The 19,690-nt window shown below is 69.2% G+C and carries 15 protein-coding genes and 5 pseudogenes; 9 read left to right on the top strand and 11 right to left on the bottom strand.

The window, feature by feature from the left end; all coding sequences use genetic code 11:
* Window positions 1-431 precede the first annotated feature (431 nt).
* Complete coding sequence (locus tag ACWD0Y_RS11550; RefSeq protein WP_450260161.1) at window positions 432-1,226, top strand: IS5 family transposase; 795 nt, start codon at window positions 432-434, stop codon at window positions 1,224-1,226.
* On the opposite strand, the gene ACWD0Y_RS11545 is transcribed toward ACWD0Y_RS11550, so the two are convergent.
* Complete coding sequence (locus ACWD0Y_RS11545) at window positions 1,174-1,671, bottom strand: hypothetical protein (protein WP_450260160.1); 498 nt, start codon at window positions 1,669-1,671, stop codon at window positions 1,174-1,176. The two genes, ACWD0Y_RS11550 and ACWD0Y_RS11545, sit on opposite strands and share 53 nt — an antisense overlap.
* 131 nt (window positions 1,672-1,802) lie before the next feature.
* Window positions 1,803-2,198, bottom strand: a pseudogene (locus tag ACWD0Y_RS11540) (ATP-binding protein); the annotation flags it as partial.
* Here ACWD0Y_RS11540 and ACWD0Y_RS11535 point away from each other — a divergent pair.
* Window positions 2,151-2,636: a hypothetical protein gene (locus ACWD0Y_RS11535; protein ID WP_450260159.1), complete on the top strand. Its 486-nt coding sequence runs from the start codon at window positions 2,151-2,153 to the stop codon at window positions 2,634-2,636. The pseudogene ACWD0Y_RS11540 and the gene ACWD0Y_RS11535 overlap by 48 nt on opposite strands.
* A 327-nt stretch (window positions 2,637-2,963) precedes the next feature.
* On the opposite strand, the gene ACWD0Y_RS11530 is transcribed toward ACWD0Y_RS11535, so the two are convergent.
* Entirely contained in the window at window positions 2,964-3,161 is a 198-nt protein-coding gene (locus ACWD0Y_RS11530) for a hypothetical protein (RefSeq protein ID WP_450260158.1), read from the bottom strand.
* A gap of 451 nt (window positions 3,162-3,612) precedes the next feature.
* Here ACWD0Y_RS11530 and ACWD0Y_RS11525 point away from each other — a divergent pair, with 451 nt between their 5' ends.
* The 6 genes and pseudogenes from ACWD0Y_RS11525 to ACWD0Y_RS11500 all read left to right on the top strand — a co-directional run.
* Window positions 3,613-3,963: a hypothetical protein gene (locus ACWD0Y_RS11525; protein ID WP_450260157.1), complete on the top strand. Its 351-nt coding sequence runs from the start codon at window positions 3,613-3,615 to the stop codon at window positions 3,961-3,963.
* A gap of 156 nt (window positions 3,964-4,119) precedes the next feature.
* Window positions 4,120-5,052 (top strand): NAD(P)H-binding protein, encoded by a 933-nt coding sequence (locus tag ACWD0Y_RS11520; protein ID WP_450260156.1) that lies wholly within the window; start codon window positions 4,120-4,122, stop codon window positions 5,050-5,052.
* 416 nt (window positions 5,053-5,468) lie between these two features.
* Window positions 5,469-5,850: pseudogene (locus ACWD0Y_RS11515) on the top strand (PadR family transcriptional regulator).
* Window positions 5,847-6,441 (top strand): annotated as a pseudogene (locus tag ACWD0Y_RS11510) (HAAS signaling domain-containing protein). The pseudogenes ACWD0Y_RS11515 and ACWD0Y_RS11510 overlap by 4 nt, the downstream one beginning before the upstream one ends.
* 257 nt (window positions 6,442-6,698) lie before the next feature.
* Window positions 6,699-6,923: pseudogene (locus tag ACWD0Y_RS11505) on the top strand (hypothetical protein); the annotation flags it as partial.
* A 148-nt stretch (window positions 6,924-7,071) separates the two neighbouring features.
* Window positions 7,072-7,239, top strand: a pseudogene (locus ACWD0Y_RS11500) (IS256 family transposase); the annotation flags it as partial.
* A 35-nt stretch (window positions 7,240-7,274) separates the two neighbouring features.
* Here ACWD0Y_RS11500 and ACWD0Y_RS11495 read toward each other — a convergent pair.
* From ACWD0Y_RS11495 to ACWD0Y_RS11460, 8 genes are all read right to left on the bottom strand, one after another.
* Complete coding sequence (locus ACWD0Y_RS11495) at window positions 7,275-7,841, bottom strand: GNAT family N-acetyltransferase (protein WP_450260155.1); 567 nt, start codon at window positions 7,839-7,841, stop codon at window positions 7,275-7,277.
* Between the two features lie 74 nt (window positions 7,842-7,915).
* Window positions 7,916-8,854 (bottom strand): MerR family transcriptional regulator, encoded by a 939-nt coding sequence (locus ACWD0Y_RS11490; RefSeq protein WP_450260154.1) that lies wholly within the window; start codon window positions 8,852-8,854, stop codon window positions 7,916-7,918.
* Window positions 8,855-9,837: 983 nt separating this feature from the next.
* Entirely contained in the window at window positions 9,838-10,557 is a 720-nt protein-coding gene (locus ACWD0Y_RS11485) for a leucine-rich repeat domain-containing protein (RefSeq protein ID WP_450260153.1), read from the bottom strand.
* Between the two features lie 475 nt (window positions 10,558-11,032).
* Complete coding sequence (locus tag ACWD0Y_RS11480; RefSeq protein ID WP_450260152.1) at window positions 11,033-12,070, bottom strand: beta-ketoacyl-ACP synthase III; 1,038 nt, start codon at window positions 12,068-12,070, stop codon at window positions 11,033-11,035.
* Window positions 12,071-12,241: 171 nt separating this feature from the next.
* Window positions 12,242-13,852, bottom strand: a complete 1,611-nt coding sequence (locus ACWD0Y_RS11475; protein ID WP_450260226.1) for a wax ester/triacylglycerol synthase domain-containing protein — start codon at window positions 13,850-13,852, stop codon at window positions 12,242-12,244.
* Window positions 13,853-14,065: 213 nt separating this feature from the next.
* Window positions 14,066-15,796: a prenyltransferase/squalene oxidase repeat-containing protein gene (locus ACWD0Y_RS11470; RefSeq protein ID WP_450260151.1), complete on the bottom strand. Its 1,731-nt coding sequence runs from the start codon at window positions 15,794-15,796 to the stop codon at window positions 14,066-14,068.
* Between the two features lie 76 nt (window positions 15,797-15,872).
* Window positions 15,873-16,733 carry a terpene synthase family protein gene (locus tag ACWD0Y_RS11465; RefSeq protein ID WP_450260150.1) on the bottom strand — a complete coding sequence of 287 codons (861 nt, stop codon included), beginning with the start codon at window positions 16,731-16,733 and terminating at the stop codon, window positions 15,873-15,875.
* 114 nt (window positions 16,734-16,847) lie between these two features.
* Window positions 16,848-17,252, bottom strand: a complete 405-nt coding sequence (locus tag ACWD0Y_RS11460) for a hypothetical protein (protein ID WP_450260149.1) — start codon at window positions 17,250-17,252, stop codon at window positions 16,848-16,850.
* Window positions 17,253-18,314: 1,062 nt separating this feature from the next.
* On the opposite strand from ACWD0Y_RS11460, the gene ACWD0Y_RS11455 reads away from it, so the two are divergent.
* Window positions 18,315-19,307, top strand: a complete 993-nt coding sequence (locus ACWD0Y_RS11455) for a hypothetical protein (protein ID WP_450260148.1) — start codon at window positions 18,315-18,317, stop codon at window positions 19,305-19,307.
* Window positions 19,308-19,690: the final 383 nt, after the last annotated feature.

The following is a 19,690-nucleotide window of genomic DNA, read 5'->3' as shown; positions in this document are numbered from 1 at the left end:
CCCGACACGCTCACCGGCACGCCCGAGAAACGGGAAAAGGAACGGTGCAACTCCTCTCAGGGAGGATTGCACCTGTGACCAGCGAGAACAAAGCCATACCGTCCGAGGCGGACACCGCGTCGGTGGGCGTGGACGACCGGTTTCTGAACGAGCTCGTGGCTAGAAGCCGTATCTCAACCGGTCATGGAACGTGTGAGTCGAACGGGTTTCCCGCCGGGGTGATCTTCCGGTGGTGGGTGCATGAAGGCAGGGCCCCTTGGTAGCTCGGAGGTGCGAACCGGACCGAGCAGTTCCAGGAGGCCCTGTTGTCGCAGTTCTACGCGCTCGTGCCCACATCGTTCAACTCGGCTGCCCGATCGTGTGATTGTCTCGCGCACGTGTACGGGAACGCGGCGGATCATCCGGAGCGGGTGCGCCGGTATCCCTCGGACATGACGGACGCGGAGTGGGCGGCGGTGCGGCCGTTGTTGCCGGTTCCGGCCTGGCTGGAGGGCAGGGGCGGGCAGCCCGAGGGCTACTGCCACCGCCAGATGTTGGACGCGATCCGGTACCTGGTCGCGGGCGGGATCTCCTGGCGGGCGATGCCCGCGGACTTCCCCGCCTGGGGGCGGGTCTATGCCTTCTTCCGCCGGTGGCGGGAGTGCGGGCTGGTCGCGGAGTTCCATGACCGGCTGCGCGGGAAGGTCCGTGAGCGCGAGGGCCGACAGGCGGAGCCTTCGGCGGGGATCATCGACGCGCAGTCGGTCCGGGTATCCGCCTCGGTGCCAGCTTCTTCCAGCGGGTACGACGGGGGTAAGAAGGTGCCGGGCCGAAAGAGGCACATCGTGACCGACACGCTCGGCCTGCTGCTGGCCGTCGTGGTGACAGCTGCGAACATCGGGGACCGGGACGCGGCTGTTCCCCTACTACGACGACTGCGGTCGCTGCACCGGGAGATCACCCTGGTCTGGGCCGACGGCGGCTACACCGGCGGCCTGGTCCACTGGTGCGTGAAGAGACTCGGTCTCGCCCTTCAGGTCGTCAAGCGCACCGACACCATGGAAGGGTTCGTGGTGCTGCCGCGCAGGTGGGTGGTGGAGCGCACGTTCGCGTGGCTGATGCATTCGCGCCGTCTGGCCCGCGACTACGAAACCCTGACGGCCACCGGCGAGGCGGTGATCCAGTGGTCGATGATCACTCGGATGAGCCGCCGCCTGGCCCGGCCACCGGCCCGTGGCCGGCGGTGAACATCCCCGACGTCTCCTGGACCAGCCACCCGCGCTCCGCCAGACGTCTCGCCTTCGACCGCACGCCCTCCACCTTCGCCGGCGTCGGCTCCAGCCCGAGCACCACCGCGATCTCCTTGGCCCGCACCGGCCCCTGGGCCGACCGGTCCGCCACCATGCCCAGGACCCGTTGGTAGTCCGGCGAGAGAACAGTCGCAGGCAGCCCTTCGTGCCAGGACGGCACCGTCGTTCCCGGCAACGGTACGGGCACGGATTCTGCGGCTGCCTCCGGCACGGCGGTGGCCTCGTCAGCGGACACGGCCAGTGCCTCGACAAGTTCTTCCCGCGCGATCACTCGCCGGTCCAGTTCGATCTCCGCGGCCTCCAGCACGGCAGCCGCCCGGGCTGCCGCCTCCCGCAGATCTTCGACCCGCGCACGAGCAGCCGCTTCCCTTGCCTCCAACATCCCCAGCACCGACGCCACCGCATACCCCTCACCGAACAGCGGAACAGAACGTCGAAACTCTCCCTCACCCCACCCGAAACCATGCCTGACCAGGGAAAATCAACAGATCGCATTCGGTTGAGATACGGCTTCTTAGTGGCGAGCGTGTAGCGGACCTGGTAGCCGGCCATCGCGGCCTCGGTGCCCAGTGCGATGAGCAGAGGGGACTTGCCGGTGCCGGAGTCGCCGAGCGGCATGCCCTTCTTGGCCCACTCGCAGGTCGCCAGGGTGTGGATGACCGCCGGGTCGATGCTGGGGTTGGCGTCGAAGTCGAAAGCCTGCGGTTGTCTGGGGTAGCGGTGAGGAAGCCGTGAAAAATCGCTGTTCAGGACACTGCGTACGCGTCCGGAAGGTGTCAGGGGTTCAGCCTCTGCCCAGGGCACTTGTTCTTGGCGATAAGCCGCTGTCGTGTTCGAGTAGTGCAGCCGTAGGATCACGCCATGACTGCCGATGCCCCGCTCACCCGAGAGTCGTTCCGGCGCCTCCATCCGATCAGCACGCCCCGTCCGGTGTCTCAGTTGCCGGATCGTGTCTGGACTGACGAGGACTGGGACCGGATCCAGCGCGGATATCGAGCCCGGGACATGGATGAGAAGTGGAACGTCTTCGCCGAAGGCGATGTCCTTTTCATGCACCGGAGTTGGACCGGTCACGGCGTCTATGAGGCGTCCTTTGCCCCCGTGATTGGCGGTGGGAGGAGGATCGCCTCTGCTGTGGTGGAGGCTGATGCGGAGCGTTACCGGAGAACGGGCGACGAGTACGACTGTCTGATGATGGAACTGATCATCAGTGCGATCGTCCTTGGTGAGCCCGCCGCCGACCTCCGCGCCGGTCTCGTGGAGTTGACTGCCCGGGCTTCGAGGAGGAGTGATCTTCCCTCGGGCGTGGTGGAGCACAGTGTTCTGGGATTGCGGTCGGGATCGTAGGCGCCGCAGCCTGGCGAGTGTTCACAGCCCCGGGTCATTCGACTGTGGCCCTTTCTCATTGACGGTGGCCTTTTTCTGGCCCAAGGGACAGAGCAGTGAGACGAACTTCTGTCCTGTCGCGCTGAAGCTGTCGGATTCCCACTCGTTCCGCAGGTCAGCGGGCCGCTATCAACCAGATGCGATGCGACAGGACACTATTCGCTCGTAGTAGTGCTGTTCTATCCGTGATCTTGGCGGCGGCCTCTCAAACGTGACCGAGGGATCAGCTCAACTTGTGGCGGTCAGAGTCCGTCCTCGGTCCTTCGGGCTCACCGTGGGGGTCGGACGTCAGGTCAACGTGGCGACCCCGAGGGCGATGAGGCTGCAGAGCAGGGTGAGGGCGGCGCCGAAGACTGTGCCTGCGTGGAGCAGGGCGCCGGGGAGGGACGCGCCGTCCCAGTGAGCGAGGAACCCGGCGGAGATCGCTGCCAGGAGTGCGAGAAGGGCCGCGGTGAGGACCGCGACAAGGAGAGCGAGGGTGTGCACGGGCAGGGCAGGCGGTCACCGGAGGCGAAACGCCCCTGGTGACCGCCTGCCGAGCGCCGGACCGGCACCGCCCCCGGCGCTCGCCGTCGTTTCCCGTCGGGGTCGGCGGCGACCAGGTCGCACAGGGGCCGCAGGCCGCCGGGCAGACGGGTGCGACATCCCGTGAATCCCGCCGGGCCCGAGGGCCCACTCCCAGGAATTCCGGTGACGGCCCTCCCGGGTCCCGGCGGAGGTCCTTCCGTTGCCGCCGGTTCATGGACCTGCCGCGCGCCTCCGCGACGCTGAGCGACTGTGAGGGGGCGTCACCGAGGCAGCCGCCTGCGGGTGAGGTCCTGTCCGGCCGATCTCGGGCTGTGGGAGGATGCCGTCATGATCGATGCCCGAAGGGACCGTGCCGCGTAGAACGCCGGCTTCACTCCGGTTGCGGGAACGTGGCTGGAGGAGCCCCTGGGTGCGCTATCGCGACGTCCCTGGCCTGTCGGGGGCGGCGAATGCGGCCGTTCGCGTGCTCGAACGGGACCGGCTGGCGCCGGGCATCGTGTCCGTCGCGCTGAGCGTGTGGTCGGCCCGCGCCCACGGCACCGAACGCCGGTGGAGGCGGTGGGAGGCCGAGTTCACCTGCCCGTGCTGCGGCGAGGGCTGGGCCCGGGACAAGCTGCAAGAGGCTCTGTCCATGCTGCCCTCAAGGGCCGCCACCGAACTCCGGGCGCAGGTCGAGCGCCTGGACGAGGTGCTGCTTCGACGAACGCACTACGAGCCCACGGCAGATCCGGAGCTGGCCTGGTGGCACCGCCGGCGCTGACCGCGCTCCGCGGGCCGGCGGCCCAGCAGCTGCTGCGGCTACGGCGTCAACAGCGGCTGGCGCGGGGTCATGCGCGGTCGGCGGGGGAGTGCTTGACCTGAACCTTGGTTGACGTATGAGAGTCGTGTCATCGAACGGCGAGACGAGGAGATTTCGATGACACAGCCCAGGATCCTGGTGACCGGCGCGACAGGAAAGGTCGGCGGCGCGCTGGTGACCCGACTGCACGCGGCGGGTGTGCCCGTACGGGCGCTGGTGAGAGGGGAGGCGGACTTCCCGGAGGGGGTGCAGGCGGTACGCGGCGACCTCGGTGATCCCGCGTCACTGGACACGGCTCTGGAGGGCGTCGATTCGGTCTTCCTGGTGTGGCCGTTCCTGAGCGCCGAGGGCGCGCCGGACGTGATCGACGCGATCGGGAAGCGCGCCCGGCGGTTGGTGTACCTGTCATCCGCCGGGGTCGGGAGCGAGAAGGAGGAGCCGGGCGAGGCGATCACCGTGTTCCACACGGAGCTGGAGCGGCTGATCGAGGCATCGGGCCTGGAGTGGACGGCGCTGCGGCCCACCGGGTTCGCGAGCAACACGCTGGGCTGGGCGGAGGAGGTCCGCACCACCGGTGCGGTACGGGCGCCGCTGGCACGGCTGGCCCGCCCGCTGATCCACGAGGCGGACATCGCTGCGGCCGCCGTTCAGGCGCTGACGACCGACACGCTGCTCGGCGCCCGCCCCCTGCTCACTGGCCCGGAACTGATCACCCAGGAACGGCAGGTGGCGCTGATCAGCGAGGCGATCGGGCGCCCGGTGCGGTTCGAGGAGATCGCACTGGAGGAGGCCGTCGAGCAGATGAAGGCCGCAGGCTACCCGGCAGAGCTGGTGGAGGCCGTACTGCCGGCCCAGGCGGAGATGCTCGACAATCCGGAGCCGGTCAACGATGAGGTGGAGCGCATCACGGGCATTCCGGCCCGGTCCTTCCGGGAGTGGGCGGTGGACCACGCCGCGGACTTCCGCCGAGAGGAGAGCGACGGGTCCCGGGGGCCCGGCCGCGCCCTCCCCGGCCGGGCGCGGCCGGCAGCGGCGGCCGGCCGCGAGTGACGGGGGAGCAGAGCTGATAGCGGGGAAGAAGAACAACCCGGCGGGGCCGAGGCCCACGCGTGGGACCGGGTCCGCCCCCGGCTCACCCACCGCTCGGCCCGGACCGGCCCGGGCGGCGAACCCCCGTCGGCCGACGGCGCGTCGACCCGGATCGAGGCCGGCCACCTGCCCGGTGACGTGACGCACCACCGGTCCGGCCGCGGTCCCCGGCAACCGGCGTCACCCCGGACGATGTCGACTTCGCCCGATCTTGCTCCCTGCGCAGATCTGACCCGGAACACACGCCCCGCCCGTTCGCGCAGCCCCTGGGCCGGACCCGCCCGCGCCTGCGGCACCCGCAGGCGGCGGACCGGTGCTCAGGAACAAGCCAAGGGAATCCGCACCCCCTTTCCCAACCGCTTGCCCCACCAGGCATCTTGCGGCACGTAGAACCAGGTGATCCGACCAAACGGCCCGGGCAGCCGCCCAGTTGCGCAAGGGTGTCCTGGAGTACTGCGTACTGGCCCTGATGCGGGACCGCCCCCGTTACGGCGTGGAACTCCTCCATGCCCTGGAGGAATCCGGCGCCCTGGCCACCAGCCAGGGCACGGTCTACCCCCTGCTCTCCCGGCTCCGCCGCGACGGCCTGGGCACCACCACCTGGCAGGGATCCGCCTCCGGTCCACCCCGCGGCTATTACGCGCTCACCGACAGCGGCCGGGCAGCGCTCGACGAGTTCACCCGCCTCTGGCCCGGCTTCCGCAACGCCGTCGACGCCTTCCTGATCACCCCGCGCCCCCTACCGGAGACCTCGCATGAAGATTTCTGCCGACCCCGTACGCGACTACCTCTCCGCCGTCGAACGCGAGGCCTCCACGCTCCCCGCCGACCGCCACCAGGAACTCCTCGCCGACCTCGCCGAACACATCGAGGTGGCGCGCGCCGAACGCCCCGATACCGCCATCGGCGAGGTCCTGACGGAGCTGGGGGACCCCCGCACGATCGCAGCGACGGCGCTGGCCGAGGCGGGCAACGGGGCCGCCGGGACCCCGGCCCGGGACGGCGCACCCGCCCGGCACGGCAAGGCGCACCCCCTGGTACCGCTCCTGATGCTCACCCTTCCGTTCCTCCTCGCGGCGATCCTCCCCCACGCCCCCGCCGCGCAGTTCTGCAGCACCCTGTTCCGCGTCATCGGCGCGGTGCTGCTTCTGCACCTCGGTGCACTGGACCTCTGTCCAGAAGACCACGGGGGTTCTGCTCGCCGCCGTCCTGCCGACCGTCGCCATCAGCATCTGGATTTCGTCAGGCGTCGACCCGTCGGGCGGCACCCCGGCCCACCTGGCCAACCTGGCGACGCTCGCCCTGCCGGCCGGCACGGCGGCATGGCTCTGGCGGGCCCGCCGAGCCTGAGCGCGGCCAAGGGGCTGCGCGACACGGAGGCGAGTGATGGACGAGGTGGCACTGCGTGGCCGGGAAGGCCCGGTCGCTCAGGGCCCGGTTGCCTGGGCTGGTGCGGCGCACCACGGGAATCCTGAGCCGGCCGGGGACGCCCGGCGGTTCATCACCGGCTTTCCTGACCCCGGAACGGGGCCGCGAGCTGTTGTCCGCCCCCAGGGGCGGACAGGCGGGCCGGGCACCGGCCCGGTCGGCCGGCGTAACCCGCGTACTTGGACGACCACGACCACCCGGGCCTGCGGCCGGACCAGGACTACGCCGAACTGGTCGGCGGCCCGCTGGACGGCCTGCTGCTCGACATCACCGGCTGGACAGCGGACGAGGTCCGGACCGGCGTCGCGCTGATGACCGAGCTCGGGCAGTTCGGCCCCGGCGGCCGGGCCCTGTACGACCCGCGCTCCGGCGAGCGGAACCGCTGGGACTGGTCCGGCGACACACGCGGCCCCGACTTGGTCGTGTTCCTCGAAGGCGCCGGCGTCGCCGCCCCCCGAGGCCGTCCTGGACGACCCGCGGCGGGTTCAGCGGCGCGGCGGTCCGCGCACGAGTTCAGCGCCGCCTGACGCCGGAGAGCCGCAGGGCCGGACAGGGCCCGGCAGCCGGGCCGCCGGGCCGGCGATGGTTTTCAAGCTGGTCGAGTCCGCCCATGCCCGCTGGCGGGCTGTGAACGCGCCCCATCTCGTCGCTCTGGTCCGTGCCGGGGCCCGCTTCGAACGCGGCCACCTCGCCGAACGCCCCGGGACCCTCCCGGCGTGAGCAGTCTCAGCCGGTCCGCAGCAGCCGGGAGGACCTCAGGCACGCGTGCGCCGTATGTGCAGGTGGCCAGCGCGGGGGAAGGAGGGCGGCGCCGCCGGCAGGATGGTGTCGAAGTCGTAGCGGCTCTTCTGCGCAACCCGGCACGATGCCAGGTTGTCCACCTGGTGCAGGAGTTCGAGACGCTCCAGCCCGTCGGCTTCGAAGGTGTCGAAGGCCCAGCTGGTGAGTGCCTCCAGAGCGCGGGAGGCCACTCCCCGCCCGCGAGCGTGCGCCGCGGTCCAGTAGCCCACTTCGGCCGCCGGTTTGCCGGAGGTGACTTCCTTGAGGACCACGTTGCCCACCAACTGTTCGCGGACTGAACCGGGCCGCGCCTCAAGGACGGCGAAGCCGAACCGGTCCCCCGCTGCCCAGCCCCGCTGCTGGGCCTGTACCCACCGTGCCCCGTCAGCATCGTTGTCCACGACAGAGCTCGCCCACTGGCGCAATGCGAGATCCCGGCTCACCTCGACCAATGCGGCAACGTCCTCCATGCGCCAGGGGCGAAGAACGAGAGCGGGTGAGGCCGGCGACGTGGGCACCTGAAGTACGACGGGGGCACTCATCAACCGATCATATGCGGCGGCGTTTCCCCCCGACGCCAGCCGCGTCCGTCCCATGCCGCCCTGCGCCCGCCCCCTCACTGCTGTGTCCGGACGCGCAGAGCCTCGACGGACCAATCGAACACGGGAGCCAGACTCTCCGGGGCCGGCCAGCCGTTGACCACTGCGAGCAGCTGGAGGTACCGCTCCCTGCGGGGGTCGTTCACACTCTCCAGCCGAGTCGCCAGCCGGCGCCGAAGCTCGGCGTCGTCGGGGCGGCCGAGGAGGTGCGCGTAGTGCGCCGTGAACGCTGCGACGATCGGACCGGCCTGGGGCGAGGCCGGGTCGATGCCGGCGGTCAGGGCCGGGCCGGCCTGGTCACGGACGGCTGCGGCAATGTCGTGGCGCGGGCCCATCATGTGGCTTCGGGCCTGCTCGGCTGCCTGGTCCTCGACCATCCGCCGCACGACGGCGCGGAAATCCGGGTCCAGGGACATTTCGGCCAACTCCACCCACGCCTGGACCTGCTCCGCCTCCGGGTTGTCGGGCAACTCGGGGGTCATCGAGCGCATGACCCCCGCGAATGCGGGGGCGGCGTCAGGACCGCCGAAGACGGCGTCGAGGAAATCGCCGATCAGACGTCGGCGTTCGTCCTCGGAAAGCTGGGCCAGCCGGTGCATGAGTTCCGTCTCCTCAGATGTGGACCCGCGCTCGGCCACCGCCGTCAGCACCGCGCGCCGTCGGCGCAGGACGCGGATCTGCACTGCCAGGGCTTCGGCGTGCGCCGCGGCGACCTCGGGAAGCGAGAGCTCGCGGTCCACGACCTTGCGGATCGTGGGAAGGTCCAGTCCCAGCTCGCGCAGGGTCCGCACGAACTCCAGGCGTGCGACGGCGTCGATGCCGTAGAGGCGGTAGCCGGCCGGGCTGCGGTCCGTCGGCGTCACGATCCCGCGATCGGAGTAGAACCGAATGGTCTTGACCGTGAGACCGGTCCGTCGAGCGAGTTCGCCGATCGAGTGGAGCGTGTCGCCATCCATGCCCTCCACCTTTGTGTCTCCCCCTACTGGAGACTCAAGTCCCTTCGCCTGCCGGCAGGCAACCACTCCTCATCCACAAGTCTTGACACTTCCTCCCTGCAGGAGCTCACCCGTCACCTGCGGAAGGGCCAACGGATGAAGGGCGGCCACCACGTCTACGACGGCAGGATCCCGATCATCGCCACCGAACTGCGCGACCTGCGCGAGCACGGCCCGGCAGGGCCGGCATTCCTCCGCTTCGGCCGCGACCACAAGCAGCACCTGTGGGGAGCGATCGGCAACCCCCGCCGCGAGGCAGCCGACGCCCAGGCCCGGGAAGAGGCCCAGCTTGCCCAGGAGAGGCACCAGGCACAGGTACGGCGGCAGCCCAGGAGCTGGCGGCGAAGAAGGCCGCCGAGTGTGAGGCCCGCCGTCCCGTCTGCACCGGCTGCGGGGAGAAGTTCACCGACGAACGGTGGAAGGCGGCGCAGGCGACGGACTGGGGAACGCCGAAGGACACCCACCCGAAGCGCTGCGACCGCTGCAAGCACCAGGTCCAGGCCGCCGCACGGCAGGACCAGGTCGACGACGAGCGCCAGGAGCAAGACCAGGCCGTGCCCGAGCAGAAGGCCGGCACCTGGTTCTCATGCCTGCGCACCTGTCCCGGGCAAGCCTCTCGCCGGCTGCGCGGGCAAGCCCACGGTGGCCCTGGGCCGGCCCCCCCGTGCGGTGGCTCGCCCAAGGTGGCCCGGACCAGTGCAGACGGCAGCCGGTAGGGAGGTCAGGCCAGTGGTGTACGTGAGCCGTCCTCGGGGTGGGTGAGGAGTGGACCGGGGCCGGCGGCCTGGGACGGCGGGGGAGAGGCAGCCGCGGTCCCGTGCTGCTTTGATCCAGTCCTTGATGGTCGGTTCCGGGCGGTTGAACAGGTCAGCCAGGCACCGATGGAGACCAGGGCCGTTGATGGCTTCACGGAGATAGGCGTGGGCCACGGCGTGTCGTCTCGCTCATGTCAAGACGACGCATCCCCGTCGCTCGAGTTCGGTCAGCAGCGGCAGGGAGGGATCGATGTCGTTCCATCGCAGATCGAGTTTCTCCAGCGATGGAAGCAGAGTGAGCCAGCCCGGCAAGTGGCTGAGGCGGTTGCTCCGCAGGTCGATCTGACGCAGCCGCGGCAGGCCGGCCAGTGACGGCGGCAGCTCCGCCACGGAGTTCTCGCGCAGGTCCAGGTGACGAAGTTCGTGCAGTTCAGCAGTCGACGGCGGCAAATGCTCGATGGTGTTTCCTCGGAGCCAGAGCTCACGCAGGTTGCGGAGCCGGCCGATGGAGTCGGGCAACGTGGTCAGCCGGTTGTGCTGTGCCCTGAACTCGATGAGGCTGGTCATCCTCCCGATGGCCTCAGGGAGGGTCGTGAGGGAGTTCTCGCCGATGTTGAGGTATCGCAGCCTGGTCAGCTTTCCCACGGCGTCCGGAATCCGTGACAGCTGGTTGTCGTGCAAGTAGAGGCAGTCGCCGAGCTCCGTCAGCCTGCCCAGCTCGTCGGGTATCGACGTGAGCGCGTTGTGGCCCAGGTCCAGGGTCCTCAGCCGGCGCAGTCGTTCGATCTCCGGTGGGAGGGCCGTGAGTCCGTTGTCGGCAAGGATCAGCACGCGGAGTTCGGTCTGGAGCCAGACCGAGTCAGGCACTTCTCCGAGTTCCTGACGCCACAGGTTCAGTACGTGCCTCACGGCCTTCTCCCCTTCGTCAGTGGTCTTGGGCCTTGATTCTCGTCCGGGGTTTCGGGACGGGCGGCCAGTTCGGAACGGGATCAGCCGGCCTCGGCATGTTCAGTGCGTGCGCGTGTGGAAGCGCGGTGGCCAGGGGGATCGTCACCGGTTCTGCCCCGTCCGTACGCCTGGAAGCAGCATCAGCCGGGCGTTCGTCCGCCCCCCATCTTGTCAACCCACCCGCCACGCATTCGTTCGCTCCCTGGAGGTGTACGCCGCCCCGGCGCCGACGCGGCCGCCCGGCACGTCGGCGAGTGCGACCCGCTGCACGTCGGCGTGGCTGAACCGGGTGTCCCGGCGGCCGGAGCGTCGCTTGGGCCGGAAGCTGATCGAGTCCAGGATGCGGGCTGCGCTGCTGCGGGCAGTTGACGTGCCCTGCCGCTTGGCCGGTGGTCTGTCGGAGCGAGGAGCTTTCCCCGGTGGCCGGAGCCGAGGCTCAGGCGAGAGCGTGAAGGTTCGGGGGCCATAGCAGGGTGGTGGCCGCCCAGGTGAAGCCTGCACCGAAGGAGGTTACGAGGACTCGTTGGCCGGCTTTCAGTTGCCCGTCGAGCGCGGCGTGGCTCAGCAGCAGGGGGATGGAGGCCGCAGAGGTGTTGCCGACGTGGGTGATGTTGGACGGAACGCGCTCGGGTGGGATTCCCAGGGTGTTGGCCACGGCTGCGCTGATGCGTGCGTTTGCCTGGTGGACGATCAGTCGGTCGATGTCCTGGATGAGCCATCCGGCTGCGGTGGCTGATTCTTTGGTCACGTGGGTGATGCGGCGCACCGCGTGACGGAATACTTCGTTTCCTTTCATGTGTACGTACCGATTGTTCAGGGCGTCGGTTGGGTGTGAGGGGCGGCGGGAGCCCCCGTCGGGGATGCAGATGGCGTCTGTGTGCTCGCCGTCGCTGCCCCACGCGGGCGGTCCGAGGACTCCTGCTTCGTCGGCGTGTCCGGTGGTGAGCACGACTGCGCCTGCTCCGTCTCCGAAGATCGGCGCGGTGGACCGGTCGGCGGGGTCGATCACGGCCGACATTTTCTCCGCTCCGATGACCAGCACGGTGCTGGCGGTTCCCGCGTGGATGAGTCCTGCTGCGACGGTTGTGGCATAGACGAATCCCGAGCAGCCGGCGCCGATGTCGAAGGCGGGGACTTGACGCAGGCCGAGTCGGTGGGCCACCAGCGGCGCGGTGCCGGGCACGTGGTGGTCCGGAGTGGCGGTGGCCAGGATGACGGCGTCGACGTGTTCGACGCTCGCCGATTCCATCGCTCGTAGTCCTGCCTCTACCGCCAGGTCGCTGGTGGCCGTCGCTGGATCGGCGATGTGCCGCTCGGCAATGCCGATACGGGTACGGATCCATTCGTCTGTGGTGTCCAGGCGTGTGGTCAAGTCGGCGTTGCTTACCTTGCGCGGGGGCAGGCAGGACCCCAGGCCGATCAGTCGCGCGGCAAGCGCCGGTGAGGGGGTCGTGGTCTTGCGTGAAAAAAACAACGGTCGTCTTCTCTGTGCTTGCTCGTCGGCGTCACCGGCAGCGGAGACTTTGCCTTCAGGTCGCCACTAACCGGTGACTCTGGTGATCTCGCCGTCGCCGGTGTGCCGCCGCTGGTGTCTGCGGGCAATGGTCCGGAGCTCCGGACGATGGGGCCGGGGCGCGGCTAGGCCTCAGGTACGGCGGCCCTGCGCCTCCGGCTGCGGAGGACTCTGCTCTCCCGGATTCTCGTGGTCGGAGCGTGACGGTGCCCGCCGGGCCACCAGGCTGACCAGGTCGGCCACGGTGGGGGCCTGTGCCAGCTCGTGTTCGGTGATCGTGACGCCCATGCGGTCCTCGAGCGTCATGGACAGCACAGCAACGGCCAGGGAGTCGATGCCGGCCTGTGCCTGCGTGGCCCGGGGAGTGATCGGTGCAGCCGGCAGACTTCCCTGTTGGACCAGAATGTCTTTGATGAGCCCGAAATCAATGACGGGCGCGGCATCGCAGTCAGCGGCGGGCGCCGGGAGCGTCACGTCGGCGTGAGGGCGTTGGCCCCGTCCCTTGTCCGTCTGCGCATCGTCTTGAGGCTTCGGGAGTTCGTCCACGGCGTCGTGGAACAGACGGGGCAGCTGGTGCAGTCCGGGGAGAGCGGCGTCGGTGACGAAGCAGATGCTTGTGATGTCGTTGTAGCTGCAGGCCACGATCGACGCCGGCTGATGCCGTGGGAGCCAGTTGAAGGGCTGGATGCGCGTTACGGGGTCCAGTTTGTAGCTCAGGGGCCGGTGGATGGCGAGGTAGGACGTGGTGATGGCGGACCGGTCGGGTGCGGTCATCCGGTTCGCCAGAGCCTGGAAGGCGCGTGCGGGGACGAGGTCCATCACGGAACGCATGGCCTTGTGGCGGCTTGGGTCCTTCGCGGTGCGGGTGGCGGCGATGACCTGGTCGAGTCGGCCTTCAGCTGTGGGCTCGTGGCAGGGGAGGGGCGCCGGGGCGAAGGCGATGTAGTTTCCGGGCCGGTCCTGTTCCTCGGTGCGGCGCAGGTCGACCATCGTGATAGCCGGCAGCGGCCTGCCCACGCCCCGGGGCCATGACTGTGATGTCCACGTGCGCAGGGCTGTGCTGAGGGCGGCCAGGAAAGCGTCGTTCGTGTCGCCGCCGCGGGCGGTGGCGGCTTTCCGCAATCGTTGCGTGGGTACATGCGCCCAGTTGAGGTCACGGTTGCCGGTGAGGGGCAGTGCTGGGTCGTTCCAGACGTTGTGGGTGGCGCTCGCGGAGAGCATGTCGCGCATGGTGCTCCAGTAGGCTCCGGCGCCTGCCCTGGGCGCGGGCTGCCGGGTGGGCGCGGGCGCGGTGCCGAACAGCGTGGTCAGGGTGGCGACCAGGCCCATGCCGTCCTGGGTGCTGTGGTGCGCTCGCAGGCAGATGGAGTACCGGCCAGGGGCGTAACCGGTGAGCAGCCAGATGTCCCACAGGGGGCCCGTGTCCGGCAACGGGTGGGCGACGAGGCCGGTCAGGGCGGTCTCAAGGTGCTGCTCGCCTGATGGGCAGTGCTGTTCGCGGACGCGGTGGCTGAGGTCGGGGGAAGGGTCGTGGTGCCAGCGGGCTTTGACTCCGGGGCCGCGGAGGTAGTGGGTCAGGCGCGGCTCGTGCTCCAGGTGGGAGGCCACATGACGGCGGAGTTCGCCGAGAGCAGGAGCGGTTCCGTCCAGGTGGAGGATCACTCCGATGGTCTGGGAGATCGAGGGATGGTCCTGGGCCATGGCGTGCATGGTCAAGTCCATGGAGGTGGGACGAAGGGGCATGGTCACGGTGTTCTCCGCTTGGTGGGTTCGGTAGGGAGATGAGAGGCCGCCCGGGACGCGCGGGAAGATCCGCAACCGGCGTCCCGGGCAGTGGGCGAAGGAGACGTTGGCGGGTCCTGGCTTCGCAGAGGTGGTCCCGGGCAGCGGCTCATTCAGGGTGACTCCGCCGCCGGGGGCACGCGGCGGTCACCGGTGGCGTGCTTCGGCTGCGGGTCATGCTTGCCCGAGGGGTGGTGTTGAGGTAGTGGAGCCAGGCGGGACTCGGGGGGCGTCCGATGTCGGCGAGGTGATTTCCGTCGGCCCCGAGAGGGCACGGCAGGGGAGTGCGACGCGGTTGTCCGCTGTGGTGGCCGGGTTGGCACTGCTGTGTCGGCGGCCCGGCATGACGAGGCCCGATGGCTGGATGCGTTGGGTGAGGTGGCTCAGGGCGAGCAGGGTGAACGCGTCGGTCAGCAAGGGGACGTGGTACGGGAATGGGCGGGGGCCGAGCATGTCGGGAACGGAGATGATGCTGCCGCAGGGACGCTGTTGGGTGAGCAGGTAGCCGGTGGCGCGCGCAGCGGGAGCAGCGTCAGGTTGTCCGGCCAGGATGATCAGGGCATAGGCGGTGCTGATGGCATCGCTCGGGGTGCCGTTCTGCTGTCCGAAGCCGCCGTCCGCGTTCTGTGCGGCCTGCACCAGGCCGGTGATCCGGCCGCTCATGTCGTGGACGGCCACAGGGGACTGCCCATGGTGGGCGCGAGTGGCGAGATAGGCCCTGAAGAGGGTGTGCAGGCGGCTGCTGCTCCAGCCGGGAGGAAAAGAGCCATCGGGCATCTGGCAGTCGGCGAGAAAATGCAGAGCAGCGTGAATGAGGTGATGGTGGCGGCCTTGGGTGCTGAGCGCGTTGATCGCAGCGGCCGTCATGCACGCCTCTGAAGGAGTACCCGAGCCGTAGGTGGGAAAGCCGCCGTCGGCGCCGCGGACCGTGACCAGGGCGTCCAGGGCACGCCCAATCGGGTCGCGGTAGGCATCCGCGTCCAGCTGATGCAGGAACTCGATGGCGACGGTGGTGCAGTCCGTGTCGCAGAGCCGAGCATGGTCGGTGTAGGACCAGCCGCCGTTCGCGTGCTGAACGCGCACAAGGTGCCCGGCGATGCGGTGCAGCACCTCACGCGGTGCGCCGGCACTGCACAGCGCGAGGCCCGCAGTGACGGTGCACCACGTATCGGTGTTCGTGACGAAGGGCAGGCCGCCGTCCTCCCGCTGGTGCATGAGGGCGGTGCGCAGACCGGCGTCGACGACGCCCCCCATGCCGGGCACGTCCACCAGGGCGTGCAGCACTGACAGGTGGATGAAGAGGTTTCCCTCCCACACCGTTCCCGGGCACTGGGTGGATGCCAGCAGGGTGACGTCGTCCCGGCCGGCCGGAGCGCTGCCGGCCGCCCGGCCCAGGATTGCTTTCACGGCAACGGCCTGCACAGCAGCCCACGGATGCAGCGCGCTTGCATCGAAGGCACGGGGGTCGGCGTCGTCATGGGAGGTAGTCGCGCCGAGCATCGTGAAGATGGCGTGCACCAGCGCACGCTTGCGAGTTCCTGCGAAGTCCGGCACACGGCTGACGATGTCCTCAAGGGCCTGATGACGTGGCAGATGTCCGGTGCTTCGGCCCAGGGCAGCAGCGGTTACGGCCGCGTCCATCAGGTCTCCGCTGCCTCGGTGACGCTCCAGGTAGCCCACTATGCGCTCACGTGCGTCGAGGTGGCCGGATCCGCACTGCTCCACCAGTGCCAGGGCCAGTGCGGATTCGAGGACCCGGCTTCGACAGGCGTCACGCACGGCACCGTCCGCTCCCACCCGGTTCAGCACATGCGCCAGAAGACGTCTGCGTCCGGCAGGCAGCGCTGCTGGGAAATCTGACAACGGCCAGGCCGAGGGAAGCCGCTCGACGGCGCGGGGTCTCATCGGGAGCACAGTCCTTGAGGGCCCGGCAAACACGGTGACGTGCGAACCGGCAGAGGGTGAGGGCGAACGGGAGCAGTCATATCGGCCGCCGCCCGAGCGACCAACGGGCGTCGAAGCGATCGGTGACACCGAGCCAATGCAGTGTCGCGGCCACAAACGACCCGAGGGCTGCCACATAGCTCCGAACACCGTCCGGCTCGGTTCCGGGAGCGGCCAGTGCGGTCAGCGAGGCGGCAAGAGCGCGGAAATCCTCGAGTCGGTGGTCGCGCATCCTCATGACCTTCTCGCGTGCCGAGCGCAGGGAGCAGCCGCGTTCACGGCTCAGCACGGTCACCAGGTTGTCGCGCTCCCCCCGCAGGTCGTCCTCGGCCGAGACCAGGTCATTGGTCCAGCCGACCACATCAGCCGCAGCCAGCCGCAACGCACTCATGAGGTTCTCCCCGCCGGGCAACCCAGGCCAGGGCGCGCCGGCGGTGCACTCCAGGACGTCTGCCATGGGCAGCGCGGTAATAGTCCTGCGGCGCCGCAGAATGTAGTCGCTGAGCCCCAGCCGGGCCCCGCCTGTGCGGTCGGCGGCCTCTTCACGCGTGGCCAGGGCGAAGTCGCGATAATCAGCAACGAACCGCTCCCGCCACCGCGTGGACATCCGCAGAGCCGTACGCCGCCACAGGTCGCCCAGAGCCTGCTCAAACCGGCTGCCCGAGCCGGCCGCGCCGCCGTCGATCATCACGTCCAGCAGCCCGTTGAACAGCGCCGCGACCTCCTGCGGGTGGACATCGACCCGGCTGCGGTCGAGCCGGTCGTCGACCAGACAGATGAACGCGGCCCACTGGGCCGTCAGTTCCAGGTCGCAGGCGCTCGCCCCCGGCACGGTCAGGTCGCTGAACTCCCCCAGCCGCATGGCCGCCAGACGCTCCTCCTCAACAGCGTCGGTCACCAGTCCCTGTTCCCGCGCCCACGCAAGCACCGCGGCCCCGGCCTTCTCAGCCCGGCCAGCACCCGGCAGGCCAGCACAGGAAACGCCGACGCCAGATTCGCTCAACATCCAGGATCAGCCCAACGCCGGGACCACATCGACACGGCCCGCGACCGTGGCCAGACTGCTCCCAGTGGCAACCGGTGACGCACCGTACGCCCGGGAGAACACGTCCGCACCGTCCTGCGTCAGCATCGTGTCGAACGGCTTGGCTTCAACCGAGCCAGGGGAGCTCAAGGACGGCATGGTGACCGTCATCTTCGTCATGTCGAGCTCGTATGTGGAGAGATCAACAGACTGCGGTGCCTCATCTGCCACAGCAGCATCCGCCGACAGGGTCCGCCGCGCCAAGTCACCGTGCGCCCCGGTGAAGCCCAGACTGCGCCCGTCCGAGACCCTGGTGAAGGTCATGCCGCCGTCGGCAGTCCAGGACCCTTCAGTCAAGTCCAGACTGATCTTGCCCCTGATCGGCCACTGCACGCACGGGGACGGCCCTGAAGAGTCGAGCACAGCCGGAGCAGTGGCCGACACCACAACTCCGTCAGCTGCCAGGTGGTCAGCAGCAGCAGAAGACAAGCACCATGTGACCGTCCCGGCAACAGGCATCACAGGCCCTGCAGCCACAGCGGCGGACACGGCAAGGGTGGACAGGGAAACCAGAGCAGTGGCGATCACAGCTCGACGCCGCATGGGCAAGCCTTCCGTTGCAGAACTGCCAGAATTCCCTACGACTCCCTCAAGGCTGGAAGAATGAACGTTTTCGCACTCGAAGTTCACCTGAAGGTGTGAGACAGCGGCTCACCGCACCCCGCGCCTGATGAGCATCGACGAGAACCCGCACAGCGGACCATCCATCAGCGCGCCCACCGTGCCCACGAGCAGCGGTAGATGCTCCTCAATCGCATTTGACGGTGACGGGCATCAAGCCCCTCTTCCTGCCCCAGGACCAAACCCGCGTTCCGTAACGCAGCAGCGTTGGCAGATGCCGCAGACGCTCACACCTGAACCACCCCGCCCGATGCCGCCAGGGCCAGGGCTGACGAAGCGACGGGAATCCGCAGAGCGCGGACCGCGTCGGCGAGAGGTATCCGCTCTGGCCCGTGCGCTGACCAGTTGATGGGCGTCGCATGTTCTAAGGGCAGCGGTCGGCAGTCGGCCTGCTGGCGCGGCAGCGCTCCCCTCGGTACGTGCAACGGCCCAAGCTGACGGCACTCCGGACGACGTTCCGGGGCACCGCGATTTCATCCAGAAGATGATCAGCGGTGCCGCCGCGAGCTGACGCCGTACTCCTGAGCTTGTTCTTTGTCTTCTGCCCTCGAATAACAGTGGCCAGTCCAGGTTGCCCACGGACGGCCAGTTGAGACATCACGCTCCGTAACTCATGCCTTGGCATCAGGGGGCATTCACCCGGCTGGGGGAGGGAGATCGTTCCGGCGGCTGACGCCACCCCGCCGCAGGCGATGCGACGTTCAGAACATGACCAGTGTTGAACGGACGATGAAGGCGCTCTGGAGCGCCTGGTGGCAGTGATGGCCGCGCTGGGTGGCCTGGGCGACGATGCTGTGGGCGGTGGCGTATGCCAGCTTCGGCCTGGCGTGCGCGCTGAGCGGGACCTCCTTGCTCTACTACGGCGGTGATGCAGAGGCCTCCGAGCTGGGTTGGGCGGTCATGGCGGTGGGCGTGCTGGCGACGCTGGTCAGCGGGGCGGTGGTGCGGTACGGGCTGCGGCCAGCGTTACGGGTGCTGCTCTGGGTGGCCTGCGGGCTGGCCGGGATCACCGCGTTCAGCCTGCTGATGGATGTGATCACGCTGATGCTCGGTCAGGGAGTGGACAGCCAGGCTGCCGCTGCGAACAAGGCCCTGGCGGCGCTCGGGGCGGTCCTGCTCGCGGCCACGGCCCGGTCCGACCGCCCGTCCGCCGGTACTGCCGTACGGGCGCCGTCCGCTGCACCGCAGCTCGCCCAGCACACCGCCTGGGCAGGAACGCTGGCCTTTGTCCCGTACGCGGCAATGAAGCTGGCCTGGGCGTCCGGCGGCACGTTCGCGGGGATCACCGGTGAGGAGATGCGCGCGGTTTCGGAGCGGAACGGCGCCTCGGGGATCTTCCTCACCCTGGACTCCTGGGGCCTGGACCCCACCGCGCTGCTGGCCGTGCTCGGCGTCTTCCTGCTCTGGGGCCTGGTCCGCCCGTGGGGGCAGGTCTTCCCGCGCTGGACGCTGTTCCTGCACGGCCGACGGGTGCCGCGCTGGCTCCCGCTCGCCCCGGCTCTGCTCGGCGCTGCCACGCTCGCCCCGTACGGCGTTGTGGGGATCGGATACTTGACCCTGGCCACGGCCGGCGTAGTGACGATGCGGCGCGGCGACTTCCACTCCCCGGGCGACGCGCTGCTGGTCGGCTGGATCGGGATGGCCGCCTTCGCTGCTTACGGCATCGCCCTGACCATCGCGGCCCGCTCGTACTGGCTTCGGACGCGTCCCGCTCGCCGGATGAGCCGGCTGAGTGTCAGCACAGAGCGCCCGTCTGCGGCCAGTTAGATGCCTGCCAACTGGCCGCCATGGGATTTCGACTCCACTAGCACTCGAACGGTGTCTCGAACTGGGTCGCTCACCTGGGGGTTCGGCGGATGTGGGGGCGGCCTTCGTCTGATCATGTGCTCCGACCAAGATGCACGTGACCATACCGAAGGCCGTGGGGGTGAGTCTGCTGCCTGCTGCTGTCCGGAGGGAAGCGTTCGCGGAAGCGTCACGCTTCCCTACGTTGTTCTGCGGGACGTGGTGAGCCCTTCGTATGGTTGACCCGCCCAGGGGTGTCGGGTGTGGCTTTCACGCTTCCCTACGTTGTTCTGCGGGACGTGGTGAGCCCTTCGTATGGTTGACCCGCCCAGGGGTGTCGGGTGTGGCTTTCACGCTTCTGCCGC

This window comes from Streptomyces altiplanensis, from assembly GCF_053591575.1.
This window is presented reverse-complemented; position numbering and strand designations above follow the sequence as displayed.